Consider the following 23,903-nt stretch of genomic DNA (forward strand, 5'->3'; position numbering starts at 1 on the left):
GTCTTGAGTTTGTTTGATTAAATAAGTAGATGATTTGTGAGGTAGTTTATTATGTTGTTGAAGCTTAAATACAGTTTTGTTGGATTTTTATTATTGTTTTTAATTTTTATACTATTGCTTTTTTCCATGATTTTTAACTTTGTTTTATGTGGTTATTTGGAAGATTATTATAAGCAGCTTACAAGGGCACAAGTAAGAAGGGCAGCTTTTTCTACGCAATCTTTTTTAGATACTTTGTATGTCATAATTAATGGTGCGGCTTCTAATTTGGCACTCGAAACCATATCAGAATTTGCAATTTCTGAGAATAGAGGGAAAGATTTCTCTGAGTCTGAATTGATAGATTTAAGAAAAAATTCAAAATTTGTTATTGATTCTGTAAAGGTGAGTAAAAAATATCGACAACATTTATATAATTTTATGTCCAATCTTAAAAATGATACCTTTTTTGAAGAATTCGCTTTTTTTGATTTTGAGGGAAGAATAATTGTTAGCACAAGGCATGAGAATAATATGGATTTTGGCCATTCTGAGGCCAATACCAATTATTTTAAAAAAGCTGTTGAGGATTATAGACAAAGCCAATTAAAATTTATAGGCTGGTATTCAAATCTTTCTGAAGGAATAGCCGCAGAAGTTGCTATCAGGTCTAGACAAAGCGAAAAAAAGGCTTTTGCAATCATTGTGCCTGTATACTCTCCAGAAGATAAGCTTGTTTGCGGGTATTTAGCTGGATATCTACTTAATGATGTTTTAGCAGATAGTTTTGATAGATTTAGATTCGGTTTTTATAAAAGAGGTAATTTTATTTATGTGGATCCTAATAATATAGCAGTTAATCCTTTTGAAGAATACAATGAAACCAGCAGGGTTAGTTCTAAATTTTTAAATGTTCTTAAAGATGTTTTTTCTAAGCCGCCTCTTTTATCAAATATTCCCACCGAAGTGTCGGTTTATACCATTGATAGAATATTTTTGTCCGAAATGGGAGAAGAGTGTTACTATGCGCTGTTGCCCATAGGTAGTAAGTTGGGAGAGAAGAGCGGAGTACTTATTGCTCGACTTCCCTATAAAGATATTTATGGAGTAATATCTAGTTTAAGACTTCAGTATGTCTTATATTCTGTCTTAGGTATTATTGTGTTAAGCTTTGTTCTTTTAACAAGAATAGATAAGATTATTAGTTTTCGTTTAAATACAATTAGAGTTTTAGTTCAAGATATGGTTAAAGGGAATTTAAATAAAGATTATGCTCTTGATGATGATAATGTTTTTGACGAGCTTGGAATGTTGAGTCTTCAGGTTGTGAAAATGAAAAAAGCTATTTCTGTAGCGATTGCAAGTGTTTTGAGAAATATTAGTTATGTAAATAAGGCGAGCTTAGAAGTTGCCAGCTCAAGTCAAAATTTAAGCTCTAGCGCGTTACAGCAGGCATCTGCTCTTGAAGAGATGTCAGCTAATGTTGAGCAAATAGCTTCAGGTGTTAATATGAGCGCTAATAATTCTTATGAAACAGAACAAATAGCTTTAAAAACGAATGAAAATTCTCAGATAGGCGGCAAGGCAGTAGAAGAATCTGTTATTGCTATGCAAGATATTGTAGAGAAAGTTAGTGTTATTGAAGAAATAGCTAGAAAGACCAATTTACTTGCTTTGAATGCAGCTATTGAAGCTGCAAGGGCAGGTGATGAAGGCAAAGGATTTGCTGTTGTGGCTAGTGAGATTAGAAAGTTGGCCGATCTTAGTAAAATTTCAGCTCTTGAGATTGGGGAATTAGTTGAAGATAACTCTAGGGTAGCAACCGAGGCGGGGGTAATATTTAAAGAAATGTTACCTGAAATTGAAGAAACGGCCAATCTTGTTAAGAAAATTTCAGAAGGTAGCTCTAAGCAAAGCGATCAGATTGCTCAATTTAAAATGGCTTTAGACCAGGTTGGAGAAGTTGTTCAGTCTTCAGCTTCAAGTAGTGAGCAACTTTCTAGCATGTCCGATAAAATGTTAGAAAAATCTAAAGAGCTTAGAAAATCTGTATTATTTTTCAAAATTAAAGATTCTACGATTGAGAATCTGGAAGAAGACGATTATGACTTTAGGTTAATGGATTGTCCTGAAAATTCTTTTAATAAAGATGAAAATCAAAATTTGAAAAGTAATGAAATTTCTACTTCAAATGGAAGTGGTGGGCATAATAATTATTCTTTAGATATTGAGAACGAGCCTTCTGTAAGAAGTATTAATAAGCGAGTTGATCCTAAAAAAGCTATTGATATTGCTGATAAGGATTTAAATTTTGATGATGATTTTTCAGAGTTTTAGAATTTATTTTTTGTGAAAGAGGTGGTTAGTATGAAGCTGAAAGCTAGGATGTTGCTACTTGTTCTTGTTCTTATAGCATTCTTTATATCAATTTTGTTTTTTATTTTTGGAATGATGATTAATAGTAAATTAGTAGATCAGCAGTTTGATCTTATGATGAATCTTATTGGAAACATTAAAAATTCTTTTAACCTTTATATTTCTTCAATGGAAGAGAAAGTTAGGGTTAGTTCTATGTATTTTAACTCTGTTGAAAAATTTAATGAAGCTAGTAAAATTAAATCCAAAAGATTGAGTTTTATTTCAGATCAATCTGAAATTCTTGTTCAAACCGGCAGTAATATGATGGTTACAAACAAAGAAGGTAAAATAGTTTTTACTACGGCTGTTAAGGATAATAGCGATTTTGGCAAATCTATTGGGGATAGAGAATATTTTACAAAGCTTAAAGAGTCTCAAAGTATTGTTTACAATTCCTTTGTCATGTTGGCAGATCCTGGGTCTATTGAGGAGTCTTTAGTTAAAGATATCTCCAAGATAAAAAATAAAAAAGGCCAGATTCCTTACATATTAATAGGTATCCCATTAAGAGATTTTGAAACAGATGACATTTTTGGTTATTTTATGTTTTTTTATTCAATGGATTATATACATAGGTCTTTTAGGGGAATTAATTTTGGAATACTCTCTAGCGGTCGTGCACTAGCTTATGATACTACGGGTAGATTATTGGTTCATCATACAGTATTGCCAGGCGATGTTTTGACCGATATTAGTGCTTCTTATTCCAATATTATTAAGAAAACATCTGAGGATTTGTTGCAAAAGAATAAAGAAATTTCAACTGTATATTATTATGATCCTAATAGCAGTAAGAAATATGTGGGAATTAGTCAAAAGGTGTTATTAAAATTGTCTAACAATAGATTTATTCTTTTAATGAGAACTTCAGAGGATGATTTTAATTACATGTCTCGAGCTACAACTATAATCTTAGCAATTAGTTTTGTATTTACATTGCTTATGCTTGCTATTGCAACTCTTTATCTTGTGAAAAAGTTAAGCTCTTCTTTGAACAAGATACTAGAATATTCTGAGCGACTTGCTTCTGGTAATTTTACTGCTGATATTAATTTTGGTAAGTGGGATACTGTAGAGCTATATAGTTTGTACGAAGGTCTTGAGCAATTGAGAACCAATTTTTCTTCAGTTGCAAAAGGAGTCATTGAAAATCTAGATTACCTTTATGAAAATGCGATTCAAATAGCAAATGCAAGTCAGAATTTGAGTTCTGGTGCTGTTGAGCAGGCTTCTACTTTAGAGCAAATGACAGCAAATATTGAGCAAATATCACAAGGTGTTTCTGAGAATACTGAAAATGCATCTACTACTGAAAAAATTGCTGTTAATACTAATGAAAGGACTAAAGAGGGGCATAAATCTGTTGTTAAAGCTATTGAGGCAATGACTGTAATTACTGAAAAAATTGGAATTATTGATGAGATAACAAGACAAACTAATTTACTTGCTTTAAATGCCTCAATTGAAGCTGCACGAGTTGGAGAAAAAGGTAAGGGGTTTGAAGTTGTAGCTGCTGAGGTTAGAAAGCTTGCAGATCAAAGCAAAGAATCAGCAAAAGAGATTATTGATATTGCAAACAGAAGCTTAACTGTTGCAAGCCGTGCTGGGGAAAATTTTGAACAAATAGTTCCTGGTATGGAACAAACGGCCAGACTTGTAAAAAATATTTCTAATGAAAGCTATAAGCAAAGTGTTCAAATAGAGCAATTTAAAAATGCAATAGAGCAAGTTAGCCAGTTAGTTCAGACTACAGCTTCAAGTAGTGAAGAGCTTTCTGCAATGTCTGAAAAGATGTTAGAGAGTGTAAAAGATTTAAAAGAATCCGTTGATTACTTTAAGATCGAAAAGTAAGTTGAAGGTTTTAAATTTTTTCTAACTTTTTGGGAGGATTATTATTCTATGATTTTTAAAATTTTAGCACCTCCCAGGCATTCTGTATTTTTATAAAAAATTGCAAATTGTCCTGGAGAGATCCCACGGTCTTTTTTGCTTAAAGAAATTTCCATTAAGTTGTTTGTAATAAGTTTTAATTTGCATGAGTATTTCTTTTCACCATGCCTTATTTTAATTTTTAAATTTTCAAAGTTTGAAGGTGTGTCGTTTATCCAATGTATTTCGTGAACTAAAAATTTGCGTTTTGCTTGTTTTAAATAATTTTCATTATGGGATATGTATATAATATTTTTTTCTAAGTCTTTTTCTATAACGAACCATGGTCCGTTGCTAAGCTTTATTCCCCTTCTTTGTCCAACCGTAAAAAACCAATATCCGTTGTGAATTCCTATTATTTTTCCTGTTTCTTTTTCAATTATATTCCCTTTTTTCTCTCCAAGATGGTATTTGATAAATTCGTTATATTTAATTTTTCCTAAAAAGCAAATACCTTGACTATCTTTTCTATCTTTGTTGGGTAAATTTATGCTTTTAGCCATTTGCCTTACTTCGCTTTTAAGTAATGTGCCCAAGGGGAAGTATAGTCTTGACATTTGTTTTTGAGAGAGATGAGATAAAAAGTAGCTTTGGTCTTTAATTTTATCTTTTGCCTGTTTTAAAAAAAAATTATTATCTTTTCTTTGTATTTTAGCGTAATGTCCTGTTACAACCAAATCATATTGGCCATTGATTTTCTCAAAAAATACTCCAAACTTTATCCTTTGATTACAAAAAATATCTGGACTTGGGGTATTGCCATTTTTAAGTTCTTCAATGGTATAGCTTACTACTTTGTTATAATATTCTTTTTGAAAGTTTATTATTTCATATGGTACATTAAATTTGTTGCATATAGCTTCAACATAATTTAAGTCTTCTTGCCAAGGGCAGTTTCCAATATAAGACAGTTCATCTTCAACCCAAATTTTTAAATAGTAGCATTTTATATTTGAATATCCTTTGTTTATAATTCTATAAAGGGCAACAGAGCTGTCAACTCCTCCAGATAAAAGTACGGCTATTTTCATAAACTTCCATTTTTAGGTTTTATTATATAAGATTTTGCTAATTTTTGTAAATTGTAATATAATATTTATGTCCATTAATTCATTGAGGCATATATGAAAATAGGTATTAGTGATATTAGAATTTTTCTACCTTTAAATTATTTAGATTTTTCTGTTCTTTTGAAAAATCCTTTATATTCTTCTAATGAAGTTTTTTTTAAAAAAATCAATAGAGCAATAGATGCAACTTTGCAAAAAGGTTTTAGGTTTACCAGTCCTAATGAGGATAGTGTAACTATGGCAAGTTCTGCTGTTAAGCTTATTTTTGACAACAATAATCTTGATTTAAACAAGATTAGAATGCTTTTAGGTGGAACTGAAACAGGAGTTGATCATTCAAAGGCCATTTCTTCTTATGTTTTTGGAGCTTTAAAGCAGTCTGGTATTTGTCTAGGAAATAATTTTCTAACTTTTCAGGTTCAGCATGCATGCGCTGGTGCTGCTATGTCTTTGCACACTGTGGCAAGCGTTTTAAGCCATTCTAATAATTCTGAATACGGGATAGTTTTTTCTTCAGATATTGCACATTATAGCAATCTTACTACGGCTGAGATTACCCAAGGGGCTGGTGCAACTGCGATTTTGATTGAAAAAAATCCAAAACTACTTTCAATCAATTTATCTGAATTTGGGGTTTATACCGATGATGTTGACGATTTTTTTAGGCCTTTTGGAAGCGTTGAAGCTAAGGTGCGAGGTCAATATTCAGTTGAATGTTACAATAATGCAAACGAAAATGCTTTAAGAGATTTCGCTTTTAAAAAGCAACTTAGTATGAAAGATTTATTTTCTAATTATAGGTTTGTTTTGCATGTTCCTTTTGCTAAAATGCCAATAGACTCAATGCATTATATTTTGAAAAAATATTATAGCGATGATGAATCTGTTAGAAATGCTTATTTAGAATCAATAGATTTTTACGATGGAGTTGAAGCTGCTATGGAAGTGGGGAATTTGTATACAGGTTCAATTTTTCTATCTTTAGCATTTTATTTAAAAAGAGTATTTTCCAAGAAAGATATTACAGGAGAAAAGATATTGTTTTGTTCTTATGGATCTGGCAATATTATGATTATTTATGAACTTACCATTGAAAAGAGCGCTTTTGATGTTATTAAATTGTGGGATCTTGATGGGCTTATAAAAAATAGAAATAATGCAAATTTTGAAGAATATAAAGATTTTTTTCAAAATAAAATAGTTCCTGGTGAATCCAGAGGATTTTATTTAAAAGAACTAAGGAATGATGGATACCGAGTTTATGGGTATCGAGCCTAATATATTAGAAAATAAAAAAAGGCATATTGAGATTTGTTTAAATAAAAACGATGTTAAAAGTAGCTGCAATTTCTTAAAGTTTATTAAGTTAAAGCACAATGCTCTTAGTGATTTTAATTTTTCCGAGATAAACATAAAAGAAGAGATATTTGGATACAATATTAGTATGCCTGTTTTTATTTCTTCCATGACAGGAGGCAGTAAAGAAGGCAATAACTTTAATAAATCTTTAGTTAGAATTGCAAATTATTTAAAAATTCCTATGGGCTTAGGTTCTTTTAAGCTTTTGTTTAAGTATCCTGAGTGCATAAGAGATTTTACTCTTAAAAGGCATGCTCATAATATTCCTTTGTTTGCCAATGTTGGCGCTGTTCAGATTGTTGAGTTTGGTATTTCTAAAATAGCTGAAATGATCAAAAGATTAGAAGTTGATGCAATTATTGTTCATCTTAATGCAGGACAAGAATTGATGAAGGTTGATGGAGATAGAAATTTTAAAGGAATAAGAGAGTCAATAGCCAAATTGTCTGACTTTTTAAGTGTTCCATTAATTGTCAAAGAGACAGGTTTTGGAATTTCACCGAAAGATGTTAAGGAATTATTTAGTCTTGGCGTTTCTTATATTGATCTTGCGGGGAGTGGTGGAACTAATTGGGTTTTAGTAGAAGGCATGAAGAGTAATAATCTAAACATTGCATCTTGTTTTTCTGATTGGGGCATTCCTTCTATTTTTACTTTACTTAGTGTTGATAATTCTTTAAAGGCTAATATTTTTGCATCTGGTGGATATGAGACGGGTATGGATATTGCCAAAGGTATTGCTCTTGGGGCTAGACTTATAGGTGTTGCAGCGGTTGTTCTTAGGGCTTTTTATGATTCAGGAGAAGATGCTGTATTTAATCTTTTTTCTGATTATGAACATGTTTTAAAAATGTCTATGTTTTTAAGTGGAAGCAAAAGTTTATCAGATTTTAGAAATAATAAGTATTTTTTGAGTAGTTATTTGCTTGATGAACTTGGAGTCTTTAAGCAGTTTTATGGAACTTAGTAAAAATTTTAGACATAAAAGTGTTTTAGAAAAAAGAAAAGAGATAAAAAGTTTTTTGGAATTATCCTTTAAAGATTTTTTTTATAATAATGCCAATGAAGATTTTCTTTTCAATATGATAGAAAATTATATTGGATATTTATCTTTTCCTATTGGAATTGTAAAAAACTTGAAAATAAATGGCAAATACTATTCTTTGCCAATTGCAACAGAAGAATCTTCTGTTGTTGCTGCCCTAAATTTTGCAGCAAAGATTCTTGAAAATGCGGATTTAAGGTATTCTTTGGGTGAAGTATTGGGAATTTCTCAAATTTATATAAAATCGGAAAAAGATTTAAGTAAAATTTTTGTTGACCTTGATGATAGAATTAAGACTTGGATTGAACCTCTTTTAACCAATATGAATCAAAGGGGGGGTGGATTTAGAAGGTTGTCAACTAGGCACATTAAAGAGCTTGGTATTCAAAAATTAAATATTTATGTGGATACTTGTGATGCTATGGGTGCTAATTTGCTAAACTCAATTGCAGAGCGTGTAGCAGAATTTATTTTTTTAGAATTCGGATATGAGTGTGTTTTAAAAGTTTTAAGCAATGATATTAGTGAATTTACAGCCAAAGCCCACTTTGTTTTAGATTTAAAGCATCTGTTACCGGGCAAAGAGGATTCTTGGAATTTGGCTAAAAAAATTGAACTTATTTCTAGTATAGGTTTTTACGAAGAGGAGCGAGCTGTTACTAACAACAAAGGCATTATGAATGGAATTACAGGGGTGTGTCTTGCGACTTTTAATGACACAAGAGCTCTTGAGGCCTCTGTCCATAGATTTGCTTCAAAAAGCGGCAAATATCTTCCCCTTAGTAAATTTTATGTGACTGACAATGCTTTGTTTGGAGAAATTGAAATTCCTTTGCAAGTTGGAACTAAGGGTGGAGTTATGTCTTTTAGTGAAGCGTCGATTTTAAGTTTTAGAATTATGAATGTAAATAGCAAGAGTGAATTTATTGGCATTCTTTCTTGTGTTGGACTTGCTAGTAATTTTGCAGCATTAAGGGCTCTTGCATTTAATGGGATTCAAAAGGGTCATATGAGATTACATGTTAATAAAATACTCCACCTTTTAAAGACAAAATATAATATTTCTGATTTCGAGAAAGACAAATTATTATTGGAAATGGAAAGAATGAATGTTTATTCTTTTGATTTTGCTTTTAAAATTTTGAAGAAAATAAGGTTAAAGAATGAAAATAAGGTGTAAAGCTCATGCAAGTTTAGCTTTAATTAAATATTGGGGCAAGAAGGATATTTTTTTAAACATTCCAGCGACTTCTAGTCTTGCTGTTAGTGTTGATAAGTTTTATTCAATAAGCGAGCTTGAACTTTCAGATCGAGATGAAATAATTTTAAATTCAAGGTCAGTTATATTAAAAAATAGAGAAAAGGTGTTTTTTGATTATGCAAGAAAAATTCTTAATGAACCAAATGTTAGATTTAAAATTAAAAGTAAAAACAATTTTCCAACAGCAGCAGGCCTTGCAAGTTCAAGTTCAGGTTTTGCTTCTATTGCGGCTTGTATTTTGAAATATTTTAATAAATATTCTTGTAATAGTGCATCTAACCTTGCAAGAGTAGGATCAGCTTCTGCGGCAAGGGCTATTTACGGGGGGTTTTCTATTTTAAAAGAGGGTTCAAAAGAATCTTTTCAATTAAGAGATCAATCTTATTTTAATGATTTGCGAATAATATTTGCCATAATCGATAGTAATGAAAAAGAATTGTCTTCAAGAGCTGCAATGAATATTTGCAAACGACATGAATTTTATTATGATGCTTGGATTGCTTCTAGTAAAAAGATTTTTAAAGATGCTTTATATTTTTTTTTAAAAAAAGATTTTATACATTTTGGAGCAAACGTTGTAAAAAGTTATCAAAATATGTTTGCCTTAATGTTTGCATCTTCTATTTTTTATTTTAAAAATAGTACAATAGATTTAATTAGGTATGCCGCTGATTTGAGAAATGAGGGGATTTTTGTATTTGAGACAATGGATGCGGGCCCCCAAGTAAAGTTTCTTTGTTTGGAAGAAAATTTAAATACTATTTTAAAAAGACTTAAGCAAAATTTTACTGACATTGATTTTATTGTTTCAAAGGTTGGGCGTGACTTAGAATGGATTTGATTAGGTTTTCTGTACCCGGAAATTTACTTTTAATGGGGGAGTATACTATTTTAGAGGAAAAGGGATTGGGGTTGGCAATTGCCATCAACAAGAGAGCATTTTTTTCTTTTAAAAAGAGCCATTCTTGGCGCTTTTTTAGCAAAAAGAAAGAGATAGGCGATTTTTCTTTAATAGAAAATAGGAACGATTTTGTTTTTAAAATGTTTGTCTACTTGAGTCAAAATTGTTTTTTAAATCTAGAGAATTTTGCATATGATGTATATATTGATACGAGTAATTTTTTCTTTAATGATGGAACTAAAAAGGGATTTGGCTCAAGCGCTGTTGTTGCTATTGGCATAGCGTGTGGGCTTTTTTTAATTTATAACGCTACTAATGTTATTGATAAGGATAAAATTTTTAAATATTGTTTGGAAGCTTACAGACATTCTCAGGGAGGAATAGGTAGTGGATATGATATTGCTACTAGTATTTTTGGGGGTGTTATTGAGTTTGAAGGCGGTTTTAATCCTAAATGTAGACAGCTAGATGCTTTAGAGTTTAATGATTTTTATTTGATGCAGGGTTTACAAGCAATTAAAACCACTGAGTCTATTTTTAAGTATAATAAACACAGAGATTCTATTTTAAATTTTATATTGAAATGTAATTTAGAGATGAAAAAACTTGTTTTAAATGTTAGCAATTCTAAATACGAATTAATTACTAGTTTAAGAAGGGCTAAAGAATTGGGATTGGCAATTGGGGAAGTAATAGGAGTTTCTGCAGCTTTACCCTTAAGTTTTGATCACTTTGTGGATCAATGTGATTTGATTAAAGCTTTGGGAGCTGGAAATGAAACTTTTTTAGTTTACAGGCCCAATATTAAAGCTTTTGATTTGTCAAAAATTGTTCCAATTGTTTTAGAGCATGAAGGCATTAAGTTTGAAAGCGATAAATGCTAAGATAAGAAAGCCTGCTAAAATATTGTTCTTAGGCGAACATAGCGCTGTTTACGGGTTCCCAGTTATTGGAGCTACAGTTCCAATTTATATGGATCTGGTTTATAGTGTTTCTAAAAATTGGAAATATTTGGGAAAACCCAGCACAAGATTAAATAGCCTTATAAATTTTATTGTTTCAAATTATAACAAAGTTAATCCGATTGAGTTTGCTATAATTTCTGAAATTCCTATTGGAGTCGGACTTGGTTCTTCTGCCAGTCTTAGTTTATGCTTTGCAGAATATATTACAAGTCATTTTGAATATAAGAATTGTAATAAAATTTTGTTGGCAAATCAAATTGAAAACATTTTTCATGGCAAATCTTCTGGAATGGATATTAGACTAATTGATCTTGGTGGAACTTTTTATTTAGAGAAACAAGAAGATGTTTTGCATTCAAAAAAAATAAAAGATTCTGGTTTTTATTTTTTAATAGGAGCGATAAAAAGAGATTTAACAACTAAAGAAATAGTTATTAATTTAAAAAAACGTCTATTATCCAATGCCGATTTATTTTTTTTTATTGAAAAGCTTGGTCTTACCGTAAGCAAATCTTATGTTTCTTTTCAGAATAAAGATGTGTATTCTTTAGCTAATGAAATGAATGTTGCACAATATTGTTTAAAGCGTTTGGGATTGTCTAATGATACTCTTGATTGGCTGATAAGTAGGGGGATCAAATTGGGCGCCCTTTCTGGAAAGTTAAGTGGCGCTGGTAAAGGAGGAGCGTTTATTTTTCTTTTTGAAAGTCTAAAAAAAGCTAATACAGTGCAAAAAGAATTAAATAACATGCTTAAGAATTCTAAAATAAAATTACTTTTAGAACTAAAAGTAATTGAAGCTTAAATTATTTTTGGGCCCAGAGAGATTCGAACTCCCGACATCCTGCTTGTAAGGCAGGCGCTCTGACCAACTGAGCTATGAGCCCTTTTACTACTAATAGTAGTATACAGTATAAGCTTTAATGGTGTCAATTCTTATATGTTCTTTTTCCAAAAAGAACTACAAATATATTTATATTGTCATGCGTTTTTAATCTATAGCCACCCATTTTATCTGTATCTGTATTAATAAGAGCTTCTTTGTGGCTTGGACTATTAAGCCATGCATTAACTACTCTGTTAAGTTCAATTCCTGATGCCAGTATTTCTCTTGTTAAAGTAAAGGATTGGTCGTATTTATGTATTCTTTCCATTGGGGTTGTGCCAAAAAGGGTATGAGTTAGCGTTCTATTTTCACCCAGTTTAATAGCATATTCTTTTGCAACTTTTTCAAGGGTATCATCTATTTCTAAATGGTTTAGATTTAAAGTTTTTCTCAATCCAGCAATTTCTGAATATAAAATTTTTATATCTTCTTTTGTATCTATTGGGTGGATTGTATTTAAATTGCATGCTTGAGATAAAAGCAGTGTAAAAATTGTAATCAATTTTTTCATTAAATATCCTTTTTGTTTATTATGGTATCAAAACCATAATTATATCTCATTATGTATTATAATAATTATATAAAGGAGATACCTATGGAAAAGTATTTAAGCTATATAAAAAAGGATGATTTAGAAGCAATACAATTAAAATTACAAGAATTGTTAGCAAGTTTGCATATTTTTTATTCTAATTTAAGAGGTATTCATTGGAATATAAAAGATACCAATTTCTTTGTTATTCACAAAAAAACTCAAAAACTTTATGAATATATTGAAAAAATTATTGATATTGTTGCAGAGCGCTCAAGAATGCTTGGATATGATTCTGAATTTAGATATTCTGAGTTTATGAAAAAATCCTTTATTAAGGAGCTTGATATTGAATCAACTTCTAATTTTTTACCCTCAATGCAAAGCATTGTTTGCAGTCTTGCTGAGATTTTGAAAAATATTTTTGGGATGAGAAAATTGATTGATACTGCTGGTGATTATGGTACTGCTAATATTATGGATGATATCATGAGTGATCTTGAGAAATATTTATGGATGCATAAGGCATTGCTTGAAAATTGTGATTGTTTTTGTCACGATGAGAATGAAAGTAAATGTTGTGAGTGCGATGCAAAATAGCAATTTTATTAAAAGGTTTAATTTGTGCTAATGAGTTTATCTGTATTGAGGCTGTGGTAGTTGTTGGGGATTTATGAGTATTAGAAATATTGGAATTATGGCTCATATTGATGCTGGAAAAACTACTACTACAGAAAGAATTATTTATTATACTGGCAAAAGTCATAAAATGGGGGATGTAGATTCAGGAAATACTATTACTGACTGGATGCCTCAAGAGCAAGAAAGAGGAATTACTATTAGTTCAGCTGCCATTACTTGCCATTGGAAGGATTGTCAAATAAACATTATTGATACTCCTGGGCATGTTGATTTTACAGCAGAAGTTGAAAGATCTCTTCGAGTTCTTGATGGGGGTGTTGTTATTTTTAGTGCTGTTGATGGAATTCAAGCTCAAACAGAAACTGTATGGAAACAGGCAGAAAAATATGAAATCCCACGACTTGCTTATATTAATAAGATGGATAGAATAGGTGCTGATTTTTTTAAAGTTGTGGGAGATATTGAAAATAAATTTAAAACCACTCCTTTAATTTTGCAAATTCCAATTGGAAATGAAAGCAATTTTGAAGGAGTAGTTGATATTATTTTAAATAAAGAACTTCATTTTTCAATGGAAAATGGAATTCCAAAATTAACTTATAGTCAAATTAGAGAAGAATTTGTTGAAAAAGTGATTTTTTTTAAAAAAAAAATAATAGACATTCTTAGCCAATTTAGTGAAGAAATTACTCAATTGTTTCTTGAAGATAAAGATATTAGTTTAGATATTCTTAAAAAAGAAATTAGAAGAGGCACTATTTCTAGATTTATTGTTCCTGTTTTAATGGGAACTAGTTTAAAAAATATTGGGATAGAACCTTTGATTGATTCGATTGTAGATTACTTGCCAAGTCCTTTTGAGAAAAGTTTTAGTGCTTTTTCTTTAGATACAAATAAAAAAATTTTAGTTGATCCTAATGAAAATAAAAAATTGTCAGCTCTTGTTTTTAAAGTTCAATATTCAAGCGTAATTGCTTCTCACCTGTATTTTGTTAGAGTTTATTCTGGTGAGATTAATTCTAATAAAAAAATTATCAATGCTTCAAATGGTAAGCGTGAAAAGTTTACGAAAATTTTTAGAGTTTTTTCAAATAAAAATGAACAAATAGATTTTGTAAAAACAGGCGATATTGGTGCTGTCTTGGGATTAAAGTTTTCTGTTACAGGAGATACCCTTGTTGAAGAGAACAATAATGTTTTACTTGAATCTGTTATGTTTCCAGAACCGGTTGTTTTAATGTCTGTTGAGCCTGAAAGATCATCAGATGAGGTTAGACTAAAGGAAATTTTTGAAATAATAGCTAAAGAAGATCCTACCTTTAGTTATTCTGAGAGCAAAGAAACAGGGCAATTGATTATATCTGGAATGGGGGAATTGCATCTTGAGATTATTTTGACAAGAATTAAAGATGAATTTAATCTTAATGTATATACAGGAAAACCTCAAGTAAGTTACAGAGAAAGTGCTGGTAAAATTGTAAAAGAAGTTTTTGAGTTTAACAATATTTTTGCTGGCAAAAATATTGATTTTAAAATTGGAATGATCATTAAACCTTTGTCACGAGGCGAAGGAAATAAAATTGATTTTGAATGTAGTGTTGAACCTGTAATTAAGTCTGCAATATTGAGGGGAATTACATCCGCATTTGTAAGTGGAATTTTTGGATATCCTATTATTGATATTAATGTTAGTATTTTTTCTATTGTTTGCGGGGCTAATAAGATTAGCGAGAATGCTTTTGAGTCAATTTCAGGATTTGCCTTTCACAGTATTTTTCAAAAATCAGAGCCTATTAAACTTGAGCCAATAATGTTATTAGAAATTAGAACACCCATTGAGCATACAGGAGAAATTATTTCTACATTAAATGTTATAGGGGGCGTCATTCATTCGGTTAGCAATATTGGAGAGTATGATTTGATAAAATCAGAGGCGTCGTTTGAGAAACTTTTTGGGTATGCTTCTATTTTAAGAAGTTCTACTAAAGGACGGGGCAGCTTTACTATGGAATTTTCTTATTTTAAAGAAAAAGTAAGTTAAAGTTATTAGTTTTTAAGGCAAAATGGCTTTTCTTGTGTTTATTATTTTTAAACCCAATTAATTTTATTGATGAGTTTTTATATAAAAATGATTTTATTCCCTTTTTTGTTAAGCTTTAAGTTTTTGATATTTTATGAATGTTATATTATGATGTAAAATATTTTTTAGCCTTATAAAGGCATGTTTGTCTTTATAAGAATAGATAGAATATTGTATTGGTTTTTTTGATATGATATTTTATAATATTTTTTTATTTTAAAAATAAAGGAGGTGTATTATGCAGGGTGAAAATATGGTTTCAATTAGAGGCGGAAATAGAAGAAAAATTCTTCTTAGTTTGAAAAATATGCAATATTCAAGAACAGACTTGGCTCGTAAGTTAAGCTTGACAAATGCTGCAGTTACTATTTTGACTAATCAAATGATAAAAGAAAATCTTTTGATTGAAGTTGGTTCTAGGGTGTCTGATGTTAAAAAACATGGACGAAAAGAAATACTTCTTGATATTAATAAAGATTATGCGTATTCAATGGGAGTTATTATTTCTAGCAATTATTTTCAAATAGGTATTGCTAATCTTAAATGCGAGGTTTTAATAAGCGAGACGCATTCTTTTGAGCCTCCAGTTAGTGCTTATGATATTTTAGAAAAAATAAAAGATCATATGATAGAAATTATTTGGAAACACAATTTCTCAAGAGACAAGTTTATTGGCTTAGGCTTTAGTATTACGGGGTTAATAAAGGACAAAGAATTGGGCATTGTTAATGACAGTTATGGAGCATGGATTGAAAAAGATGTTCCTGTTAAGAGAATACTTGAGGAATATTTTTCACTTACAGTTTATATTGAAAGTTATGTTAAAAATTTATCTCTTGCCGAATTTATGGGTAAGAATATAGATAATATTATGTTTTTTGACTACACAGATACTGCTGAACTTTCAATTTGGTCAGGCGGCAATGTTTATCCTGGTTTTAATAATAAATCAGGTATGGTTAGTCACATGATAATTGATTATGAAGGAGAAAAAAATTGTCCAACTTGTGGTAATAAGGGTTGTGTCAATATGCTAATATCTAATTTTGCTTTGCAGAGATTGATTTCAAAAGAGTTTATGAATGGTGAGATTCCCGAGCTTTATGAAAAGTATGAGGGTAGATTGAAAAAGGTTACAATATATGACATTTTTTCTCTTTATGAAAAATATGATTTTATAAATAAAATTATGCAAGATACTGTTAAGTATTTGGCAATAATTATTATTAATATTCAAAGAATGCTTGATTTTAATTATTTAGTACTCTATGGGCAAAGTTTTAAATTAAAAGCTTTTTTTGATTTGTTAAAAGAAGAGATTAAAAAACTCAATAAAGAGAATATAGTATTAAATCTTAGTTCATTAGATACTGAAGTTTCTGTTGTTGGACCTGCGTCTAGTGTTATTTTTAATAAATTTTATTTGACTGGAGGAGATATTGATTAATATTGACTTTTTTTGTATCTTATATTTGACAAGATTATTTTTGAGAATAGGGGTTATTTTTAATGCTTGAAAGTTTGGGGTCGAATTTTAGAAATTTTATAAACTACCTTTCTGGAAAATCTACGATAAATGATAAAAACATTTCAGAGGCTATTGAAATTATTAAAAATTCTTTAGTTGATGCTGATGTTAATTTAAGAGTTATAAGGCGTTTTTTAAATTCTATAATTGAAGAATCCAAAGGAGTTAAAGTTTTAAGGGGTATTGATCCTAAGTCTCAGTTTATTAAAATTGTCAATGATAATCTTGTTAGATTTTTGGGAGGCAAAAGTTATGAGCTTAGTTTACATCCTGCCAATAAACAATCTTATATTCTTATGCTGGGGCTTCAAGGTTCTGGCAAGACCACAACATGTGCCAAGCTTTCTTTAAAGCTTAAAAAGGAAAATAGAAAAGTACTTATTGTAGCTGCTGATACTTTTAGAGCAGCGGCGGTAGAGCAGTTAAAAATATTGGGTGGTCAAGTGGGTGTTCCAGTATTTTCAATTGAAGGGGAAAAAGATCCTATTAAAATTGTTAAAGCGTCTATGAAGTTTGCCGAGTCTAATTTTTTTGATTCTGTAATAGTTGATACTAGGGGGCGACTTGAGATTGAATCTTTGTTAGTTGAAGAGATAAAAAAAATCAAGGGGATTTTGCAACCCACAGAAACCATTTTAGTGGTAGACTCTATGATGGGTCAAGTTGCTGTAAATATTGCTAAGGAATTTAATGAGAACGTTGGACTTACTGGTGCAATATTTTCTAAGTTTGATTCAGATACTAGAGGGGGAGCTGTATTATCTTTTAAAAGTATTTGTGCAGTTCCTATTAAATTTATTGGCGTTGGAGAGAAAGTTGAAGATCTTGATTCCTTTTATCCAGAAAGAATTGCTTCTAGAATTCTTGGCATGGGGGATGTTGTTAGTCTTGTAGAGAAGGTTCAAAGTGTTGTTGACAAAGAAGAGGCTATTAAGCTTGAGGAAAAAATTAAAAAAGCCAATTTTAATTTTGAAGACTATCTGAGCCAATTTAGGCGCATTAGACAAGTAGGAGGGTTTTCTAATTTTATAAGTTTTTTACCAGGTGTTTCAAAATCGATGCTAAATAGCAATAATTTAAATGAAGAAAGTTTTAATAAAGAAGAAGCCATTATTCTTTCTATGACCAAAAAAGAAAGAATAAATCCAGTGATTTTGAATAATCCCTCAAGAAAAAAAAGAATAGCCTTAGGAAGTGGAACAACTGTTTTTGATGTTAATAAGCTCATAAAAAAGTTTAGTCAAACAACTTTGATTATGAAAAAGATGAAAAATAAAGATTTTCAAAATAAGATTGCATCCCTTTGGGGAAAATAAGGAGGAATAAATTTGAGCGTTAAGATAAGATTGAAGAGAATGGGAGCTAAAAAAAGGCCTTATTATAGGATTGTAGTTATGAATTCTACTTCTCCTAGAGATGGTAGAGCAATTGAAGAACTTGGATATTATCATCCTGTTGAGAAGCAAAATCAAATAAAAATTAAGGAAGATAGAATTAAGGATTGGATAAGCAAGGGAGCAATTTTAAGTGATACAGTAAAAATGCTTTTAAATAAAAACAACTTGAATGTGAAAAGTCAGGAGGTTTAGATGAAAGAGTATGGGAATGAAATTGAGCTTATAGAGTTTATAGTAAAGTCTCTTGTAGATAAAGAAGATGAAGTAAAACTAAATGTAATTGAAGGGGAAAAATCAACTATTTTAGAATTAAGGGTTTCTCAAAGCGATGTGGGCAAGATAATCGGAAGACGGGGTCGTATTGCGCGGGCTATTAGAACTTTGCTTGGAGCTTGTGCTGCTAAAACCAACAGGCGAGTACAATTGGAAATTTTAGATTAATTTATGTTTATTAAAGGCGTTATATTATCGTCTTATGGAGTTGATGGGTATGCTAAGGTTAAAAGCATATCCAATAATTTTTGTGATTTTATTAATCTAAAAAACAATAAAGTTTTTTTAAAAAAAAACAATAGGCCTGCTATTGAAGTTAAGGTTGTAGATGTTAATATAAAGGGTAATTCCTTATTTTTGAAGTTCGAAAGGATTAATACCCCGGAGGCAGTTAAGCTTTTGATTGGTTTTGAATTGTGGGTTGATGATTCGCTTGCATCGAGTTTAAAAGAAGGCGAATATTATTTAGGAAAACTGATTGGATATGCTGTTGTTAGTAACAATAAAAAACTAGGAGAAGTTGTAGCTTTCTTTGAATATTTAAATAGTATATTTCTTGAGGTCAAAGTGGGTATTAAATTTTTCTTTATTCCCTTTTTGAATATATATATTGGAGATATAAATGCTCAAGAAAAAACAATTGAGCTTAAGGTTTTAGATCTTTTAAAATGAAATTTACGGTTTTATCCCTTTTCCCAGCAATAATTAAACCATTTTTTGAAAATTCAATAATGAAAAAAGCTATTAACAAGGGGATAGTAAGTTTTGAGCTTATTGATGTTAGAGATTTTTCAAAAGATAAGCATAAAAGATGTGATGATTTGCCTTATGGGGGCGGTGCTGGGATGGTATTGAGGGCTGAACCGATTTCTTTTGCTCTTGAGCATGTAGAATCTGCCAAGAAAACAACAATATTCTTAAGTCCTTCTGGAATAAAGTATAACCAAGAATTGGCGTATTTATTGTCAAAAAGAGAAGAAATTGTTATAATTTGTGGAAGATATGAAGGAATTGATCAGCGTATTATAGATTTGTATGTTGATTTTGAGATTTCTATTGGAGATTATGTTTTATCTTCAGGAGAGATCGCAGCTCTTGTTTTAATAGATAGTGTATATAGGTTGCTAGATGGAGTAATAAATCCTAATTCTTTATTAGAAGAATCATTTGGTGTAAAAAATGGATTACTTGAATATCCTCATTATACCAGGCCCTATAATTTTATGGGAATAAGGGTTCCAGAAGTTCTTGTTTCAGGGCATCATGAAAATATAAAGAATTGGAGGCTTGTTAAAGCTAGAGAAAAAACTAAGAAAAATAGATATGATTTATACCTTAAATATTTAGAGATAATAGGAGAAGATAATGGATTTGATAAGAAAAATTGAAGCTCAAAATAAAAAAAATGAGGCTTTTGTCTTTAATGTGGGAGATACTGTAAGGGTTGTTTATAAAATTATTGAAGGTAGTAATGAAAGGTTGCAGAGTTTTGAAGGGATTGTTATTTCTTTCCAAAACAAGGGAATTGGCAAAACATTTTTGATTAGAAAAATTTCTTCAGGAATAGGTGTTGAAAAAATTTTTCCAGTATATTCTCCTATTATAGAAAAGGTTGAAGTTTTAAGAAGGGGAAAGGTTAGAAGGGCAAAGCTTTATTATATGAGGAATAGAATCGGTAAAGCTGCTATGAAGATAAAGGAGCGTCTTAATATTAAAAAAGTTAAGCATTAGTTTTTAATTATTTTAAATATTTTAGCAAATTAGTTCATAAGATAAATCAAAATTAGATTGAGATTAAAAATTATTTTGATTGATCTTTTGTTTTGTAAATTTTTATTCAAGTTTTAGTAAGGTTTTGCTGTTTTGAGAAATAATTTTGGCAAACGGGGTCGTGCATTTATTATGATTGAGAGCATTAATTACCTATTATTATTAAATTTCAATGTAGGCTTAATTGTACTTTTGTCTTTAAAAAGCTAAAGGTTTAAAGTTTTGATTTTTTGAAAAATTTTCAGGTTATGTGAGTGATTTTGTTCTTAAATATTTGTTTTTATTTTTTTGAGAGTAAATATTTATTTTTTGTAGTTAAGGAGATTTGATTTTGAAATATACTCAAAGTAAGTTTAAGAGTAGCAATTTTCAGAAACACAATAAACGTTTTTATGGCTTTAAGAATAAAAGATTAAATTCTGATAGCAAAAGTCAAAATGTTGCTCCACCAAATAGTTTTAATAATAGATCGACTGTTTTGAATACAGATAAACAAAATCTTTTTAAAGGTAAATTTAGAAGAAAAAGTATAAGATTTAAAACAAGAATAAATCTTGATGTTTCTTGTGCTATTTGTGAAAAAAAAATAAATGATATTGTTTTTAGCATGTCTTTAAAGGTTGAAAATGAAGATAAACCTGTTCATTTTGATTGTGCTATCAATAAATTAACAGCTGAAAATAATCTTTCAAGTAATGAAAAATTGGTTTATAAAGGTGCTGGTAAATTTTTTATTGTAGATACATCTTCTAGAGGAGAATATTTATATTTTAAAATTATTAAAGAAATTGGATTTGAAAATTTAGAAGAACAACCAATATGGCGTAAAAAAATTCTTAAAGATGTTAATAGAGGGTTTAGGCTTTCTTGATATGAAGGTGGCAGTTTTTCCAGGATCTTTTGATCCAATTACTTGGGGCCATATTGATTTAATTAAAAGGTCGTTGGCTATTTTTGATAAAGTTGTTGTTTTAGTAGCTAAAAACAAATCAAAAAAATATTTGCTAAGTGATATCGAGAGGTTTAGCCTTGCAAAAGATGTCATTTCGTCTTTAAATTTTTCAAATGTACTTGTAGATAGGTATAGTGGGTTTATTGTTGATTATGCATTAATTAATTCTATTAAATTTATTGTTAGAGGAATTAGGGCTTTTAATGATTTTGATATAGAGTTTGAAAGATATCTTGTTAATAATAAGTTAAATTTTAAAATTGATACTATATTTTTACCAAGTAGTGCAGAACATTTATATGTAAGGTCGGATTTTGTAAAGGAATTAATGAGCAAAAAGGATGTTGATCTTTCTAATTTTGTTCCAGAATTGGTGTTCAATAGATTAAAATCTAAGTTTATTGACAAATGACTTAATTAATATATATATTATTAAGATAATTTAATGTAGTTTAAAAGTAGTTAGGAGAAAGTAATGGCTGTTCCAAAATTTAAGCCTTCAAAATCTAGGAGTAGAACAAGGCGTAGTATAAATATGAGGAAAAAAATTCCACAATTTCAAGAATGTTCTAATTGTGGTAACCTTGGAGTGAGACATAGGGTTTGTTTAAAATGTGGATATTATAGGAATAACCAATATCTAGAAATAGGTTTGTAGCTTGTAGTAAGGAAGGTGTATTCATGGATAATGATGAAATTTTTAGCAAGGTTAGATCTATTATATCTGAGCAACTTGATAAAAAAGAAGATGAAATTACTATAGACTCTAGATTTGTTGAGGATCTTAATGCAGATAGTCTGGATATTTATGAGCTTTTGTATTTACTTGAAGAGGCCTTTGATGATAAAATCCCAGAGAACGAAGCCAATGAATTTGAGACAGTAGGCGATGTTGTTAATTTTATTAAAAAGAGAAAAGGTTGATGAAGAAAAATTCTTCCGATTTTTGCCTGAGTAGTGAAAGAAAAGCTCAATTGAGTGAATTTTTAGAAAATTTAAGCATTGATTTTAGTAATTTTGATTTGTTAAATACAGCATTGAGCCATTCGTCGTATTCTAATGAGTTGGATCAAAAGTCTAGCAATAATGAGAGATTAGAGTTTTTGGGAGATTCTGTGCTTAATTTGATTATTACAGATCATCTTTATAAAACTTATCCAAATAAAAGTGAAGGAGAGCTCAGTAAGGCCAGATCTTATATTGTTAGCGAAGATTCTCTATCTAATATTGCTAGGGAGATTAATCTTGGTTCTTATATTTTGCTAGGTAGAGGAGAGGAGAGTAATGATGGTCGAAACAAAAAAGGTATTCTTGCAGATGCTATTGAAGCTTTTGTAGGTGCTATTTATCTTGATAGTGGGTTTTTAAGAGCAACAGAATTTGTGGTTGGGCTTTTTGATATGTATATAAGATTGATGTTTAATAGGGGTGATTTTAAGGATTATAAGAGTTTATTGCAAGAATATGTTCAAAAGAAATATAAAATCTCACCAAGTTATAAGCTAGACAAGGAAATAGGCCCAGACCATGATAAGGTTTTTTGTGTGGAACTTTATGTTGGGGAAAATTTTATATCAAACGGAAAGGGCAAATCTAAAAAAGAAGCCGAAATGAGAGCAGCTGAAGTAGCTTTAAAAGCCATGGAAAATATTAACCTTTAAGGATTTAATTTTTTTTATAAGATAATTTTTAGTATTAAGCTTAGGATTTTCAATTACACAGCCTAGTAGTATGTTTAAAATTGTACCTATATTTTTATTTTCTATTTGTTCTAAATTTTGAATATCTTTTCCGTTTATTTTTAAATCTTTTAAAGAGAGAGGATTTTTCAGCAATTTTTTTCTTTTTATGTTTTTTATTATAAATAAATATTTTTTCTTTTTTCCTTTGAGCGCTTTGTATATATCAATGATTTCTTTATAATGTTCTCTTGTGCTCTTGCTAAGCAAATACCTAATATCACTTAATTTTTTGACATTAAAAATATTGTTATTATCGATTATGCTTCTATAAAATAAAATTAGCTTAATTTCTTTATTTGAGAATTTAAGTAAAGTTAGTTTTTCTTTTAGTTCTTTTATAGGTTTTTTAATTGTCAATATTGTGATTGCCTTTAGATAAAATTTGTTTTTATCAAGTAGAGTAATTTTTTTGATTACTTTTGTTTTTATTTCTAGATTAAAAAAAATTTTAAAAAAATCAACTTTTTTAAGATAATAAATTCCTTTTTGTATATTGACGCCTTCTAACAATTTGTGAAATTCATTTTTTATTCTTTCCTTTGAAATCATTAAAATATTTTCTTTTTTATATTTCATTGAAATTAAAGTATTTTTTTCAATGTTAAAATTAAGTGTGGATGAAAATCTTGCTGCTCTAAGTATTCTAAGGGCATCTTCCTCAAGTCTTTTATTTGGATTTCCTATGCATCTTATTATTTTCTTATTAAGATCTTTTTTTCCATTATAGCAATCTATTATTTTGAAGTTGAAAATATCCATTGCAATTGCATTGATTGTAAAATCTCTTCTTTCAAGATCCTTAATTAAATTTTTAGTGTATTCTACTTGTTTGGGAGCTCTGTTGTTTTCATATTCTTTTTCTATTCTGTATGTGGTGATTTCAAAGATTTTTTTATTAAAAATAATGCCAATTGTGCCATGTTTTATTCCTGTTTTAATATTATTATTTGGAAATAATGTTATTATTTCTTCAGGAGTTGCATTTGTTGCAAAATCAAAATCGTAAGGTTGTTTATTAAGTAGTAAGTCTCTTAAAGCGCCTCCAACTAAATAAAATTCGTAGTTGTTTTTTTTAAAAATTCTACCAATTTTAATTATATTTTGATTGTTTTTGCCTAGATTCATATAAAATTATATTATAGTTTAAATATTTTTTTTCTAAAATTGATTTACA

At 29.6% G+C, this 23,903-nt stretch carries 25 protein-coding genes and 1 tRNA gene; 22 read left to right on the forward strand and 4 right to left on the reverse strand.

The genetic code is table 11. From position 1 onward, the window contains the following. The first annotated feature begins 51 nt into the window (after positions 1-51). Both QIA00_RS03430 and QIA00_RS03435 read left to right on the forward strand, forming a co-directional pair. The gene (locus QIA00_RS03430; RefSeq protein ID WP_316257480.1) at positions 52-2,316 is read left to right on the forward strand and encodes a methyl-accepting chemotaxis protein; all 2,265 of its coding nucleotides are present in this window, start codon (positions 52-54) and stop codon (positions 2,314-2,316) included. Between the two features lie 30 nt (positions 2,317-2,346). Further along, positions 2,347-4,248 (forward strand): methyl-accepting chemotaxis protein, encoded by a 1,902-nt coding sequence (locus tag QIA00_RS03435; RefSeq protein ID WP_301427433.1) that lies wholly within the window; start codon positions 2,347-2,349, stop codon positions 4,246-4,248. A gap of 41 nt (positions 4,249-4,289) precedes the next feature. Here QIA00_RS03435 and mnmA read toward each other — a convergent pair whose 3' ends face one another. Next, on the reverse strand, positions 4,290-5,357 hold the full coding sequence (gene mnmA / locus QIA00_RS03440; RefSeq protein ID WP_316257483.1) for a tRNA 2-thiouridine(34) synthase MnmA: 1,068 nt from the start codon (positions 5,355-5,357) through the stop codon (positions 4,290-4,292). Between the two features lie 93 nt (positions 5,358-5,450). Here mnmA and QIA00_RS03445 point away from each other — a divergent pair, with 93 nt between their 5' ends. The 6 genes from QIA00_RS03445 to mvk are packed head-to-tail and all read left to right on the forward strand — an operon-like array spanning position 5,451 to position 11,732. After that, positions 5,451-6,674, forward strand: a complete 1,224-nt coding sequence (locus QIA00_RS03445) for a hydroxymethylglutaryl-CoA synthase (RefSeq protein WP_316257485.1) — start codon at positions 5,451-5,453, stop codon at positions 6,672-6,674. After that, positions 6,658-7,722 carry a type 2 isopentenyl-diphosphate Delta-isomerase gene (gene fni / locus QIA00_RS03450; protein WP_316257487.1) on the forward strand — a complete coding sequence of 355 codons (1,065 nt, stop codon included), beginning with the start codon at positions 6,658-6,660 and terminating at the stop codon, positions 7,720-7,722. Before QIA00_RS03445 ends, fni begins: the two co-directional genes overlap by 17 nt. Further along, positions 7,712-8,980, forward strand: coding sequence for a hydroxymethylglutaryl-CoA reductase, degradative (locus tag QIA00_RS03455; RefSeq protein WP_316257489.1), 1,269 nt, complete (start codon positions 7,712-7,714; stop codon positions 8,978-8,980). The genes fni and QIA00_RS03455 overlap by 11 nt, the downstream gene beginning before the upstream one ends. Then, positions 8,964-9,902, forward strand: a complete 939-nt coding sequence (mvaD, locus tag QIA00_RS03460; protein WP_316257491.1) for a diphosphomevalonate decarboxylase — start codon at positions 8,964-8,966, stop codon at positions 9,900-9,902. Before QIA00_RS03455 ends, mvaD begins: the two co-directional genes overlap by 17 nt. Beyond that, positions 9,893-10,846 (forward strand): GHMP family kinase ATP-binding protein, encoded by a 954-nt coding sequence (locus tag QIA00_RS03465; RefSeq protein WP_316257492.1) that lies wholly within the window; start codon positions 9,893-9,895, stop codon positions 10,844-10,846. The genes mvaD and QIA00_RS03465 overlap by 10 nt, the downstream gene beginning before the upstream one ends. Then, positions 10,836-11,732 carry a mevalonate kinase gene (gene mvk / locus QIA00_RS03470; protein WP_421114408.1) on the forward strand — a complete coding sequence of 299 codons (897 nt, stop codon included), beginning with the start codon at positions 10,836-10,838 and terminating at the stop codon, positions 11,730-11,732. The genes QIA00_RS03465 and mvk overlap by 11 nt, the downstream gene beginning before the upstream one ends. An 8-nt stretch (positions 11,733-11,740) precedes the next feature. Here the strand turns inward: mvk and QIA00_RS03475 are convergent. After that, positions 11,741-11,814, reverse strand: a tRNA-Val gene (locus QIA00_RS03475). A 42-nt stretch (positions 11,815-11,856) separates the two neighbouring features. Then, positions 11,857-12,324, reverse strand: coding sequence for a BB0689 family surface lipoprotein (locus tag QIA00_RS03480; RefSeq protein ID WP_316257495.1), 468 nt, complete (start codon positions 12,322-12,324; stop codon positions 11,857-11,859). An 84-nt stretch (positions 12,325-12,408) separates the two neighbouring features. Here QIA00_RS03480 and napA point away from each other — a divergent pair, with 84 nt between their 5' ends. The 14 genes from napA to rnc all read left to right on the forward strand — a co-directional run bounded on the left by napA (position 12,409) and on the right by rnc (position 22,648). Then, a complete protein-coding gene (gene napA / locus QIA00_RS03485; RefSeq protein ID WP_316257496.1) occupies positions 12,409-12,945 on the forward strand; it encodes a neutrophil-activating protein NapA in 537 nt (178 codons plus the stop codon). A 73-nt stretch (positions 12,946-13,018) separates the two neighbouring features. Further along, positions 13,019-15,028 carry an elongation factor G gene (gene fusA, locus QIA00_RS03490; RefSeq protein ID WP_316257497.1) on the forward strand — a complete coding sequence of 670 codons (2,010 nt, stop codon included), beginning with the start codon at positions 13,019-13,021 and terminating at the stop codon, positions 15,026-15,028. 277 nt (positions 15,029-15,305) lie between these two features. Continuing rightward, positions 15,306-16,514: a host adaptation transcriptional regulator BadR gene (gene badR / locus QIA00_RS03495; protein WP_301427443.1), complete on the forward strand. Its 1,209-nt coding sequence runs from the start codon at positions 15,306-15,308 to the stop codon at positions 16,512-16,514. A gap of 62 nt (positions 16,515-16,576) precedes the next feature. Then, positions 16,577-17,911 carry a signal recognition particle protein gene (ffh, locus tag QIA00_RS03500; protein ID WP_316257499.1) on the forward strand — a complete coding sequence of 445 codons (1,335 nt, stop codon included), beginning with the start codon at positions 16,577-16,579 and terminating at the stop codon, positions 17,909-17,911. A 12-nt stretch (positions 17,912-17,923) separates the two neighbouring features. Beyond that, the gene (gene rpsP / locus QIA00_RS03505; protein ID WP_316257500.1) at positions 17,924-18,184 is read left to right on the forward strand and encodes a 30S ribosomal protein S16; all 261 of its coding nucleotides are present in this window, start codon (positions 17,924-17,926) and stop codon (positions 18,182-18,184) included. After that, positions 18,185-18,433, forward strand: coding sequence for a KH domain-containing protein (locus QIA00_RS03510; protein WP_002557283.1), 249 nt, complete (start codon positions 18,185-18,187; stop codon positions 18,431-18,433). A gap of 3 nt (positions 18,434-18,436) precedes the next feature. Continuing rightward, positions 18,437-18,937: a ribosome maturation factor RimM gene (rimM, locus tag QIA00_RS03515; protein ID WP_316257501.1), complete on the forward strand. Its 501-nt coding sequence runs from the start codon at positions 18,437-18,439 to the stop codon at positions 18,935-18,937. Beyond that, positions 18,934-19,653, forward strand: coding sequence for a tRNA (guanosine(37)-N1)-methyltransferase TrmD (trmD, locus tag QIA00_RS03520; RefSeq protein WP_316257502.1), 720 nt, complete (start codon positions 18,934-18,936; stop codon positions 19,651-19,653). The genes rimM and trmD overlap by 4 nt, the downstream gene beginning before the upstream one ends. Beyond that, a complete protein-coding gene (gene rplS, locus QIA00_RS03525; RefSeq protein WP_002557286.1) occupies positions 19,631-19,996 on the forward strand; it encodes a 50S ribosomal protein L19 in 366 nt (121 codons plus the stop codon). Before trmD ends, rplS begins: the two co-directional genes overlap by 23 nt. Positions 19,997-20,366: 370 nt before the next feature. After that, positions 20,367-20,906: a hypothetical protein gene (locus QIA00_RS03530; RefSeq protein ID WP_316257504.1), complete on the forward strand. Its 540-nt coding sequence runs from the start codon at positions 20,367-20,369 to the stop codon at positions 20,904-20,906. 1 nt (position 20,907) lies between these two features. Beyond that, positions 20,908-21,399: a pantetheine-phosphate adenylyltransferase gene (gene coaD, locus QIA00_RS03535; RefSeq protein ID WP_316257505.1), complete on the forward strand. Its 492-nt coding sequence runs from the start codon at positions 20,908-20,910 to the stop codon at positions 21,397-21,399. Positions 21,400-21,462: 63 nt separating this feature from the next. Beyond that, the gene (rpmF, locus tag QIA00_RS03540) at positions 21,463-21,645 is read left to right on the forward strand and encodes a 50S ribosomal protein L32 (protein WP_231014686.1); all 183 of its coding nucleotides are present in this window, start codon (positions 21,463-21,465) and stop codon (positions 21,643-21,645) included. Positions 21,646-21,668: 23 nt separating this feature from the next. Beyond that, positions 21,669-21,911 (forward strand): acyl carrier protein, encoded by a 243-nt coding sequence (gene acpP / locus QIA00_RS03545; RefSeq protein ID WP_004789379.1) that lies wholly within the window; start codon positions 21,669-21,671, stop codon positions 21,909-21,911. After that, entirely contained in the window at positions 21,911-22,648 is a 738-nt protein-coding gene (rnc, locus tag QIA00_RS03550; RefSeq protein WP_231014685.1) for a ribonuclease III, read from the forward strand. The genes acpP and rnc overlap by 1 nt, the downstream gene beginning before the upstream one ends. Here rnc and QIA00_RS03555 read toward each other — a convergent pair. Continuing rightward, on the reverse strand, positions 22,619-23,854 hold the full coding sequence (locus tag QIA00_RS03555; RefSeq protein ID WP_316257507.1) for a CCA tRNA nucleotidyltransferase: 1,236 nt from the start codon (positions 23,852-23,854) through the stop codon (positions 22,619-22,621). The genes rnc and QIA00_RS03555 overlap by 30 nt on opposite strands. Positions 23,855-23,903: the final 49 nt, after the last annotated feature.

The organism is Borreliella americana (assembly GCF_032595795.2).
GTDB classification, from domain to species: domain Bacteria; phylum Spirochaetota; class Spirochaetia; order Borreliales; family Borreliaceae; genus Borreliella; species Borreliella americana.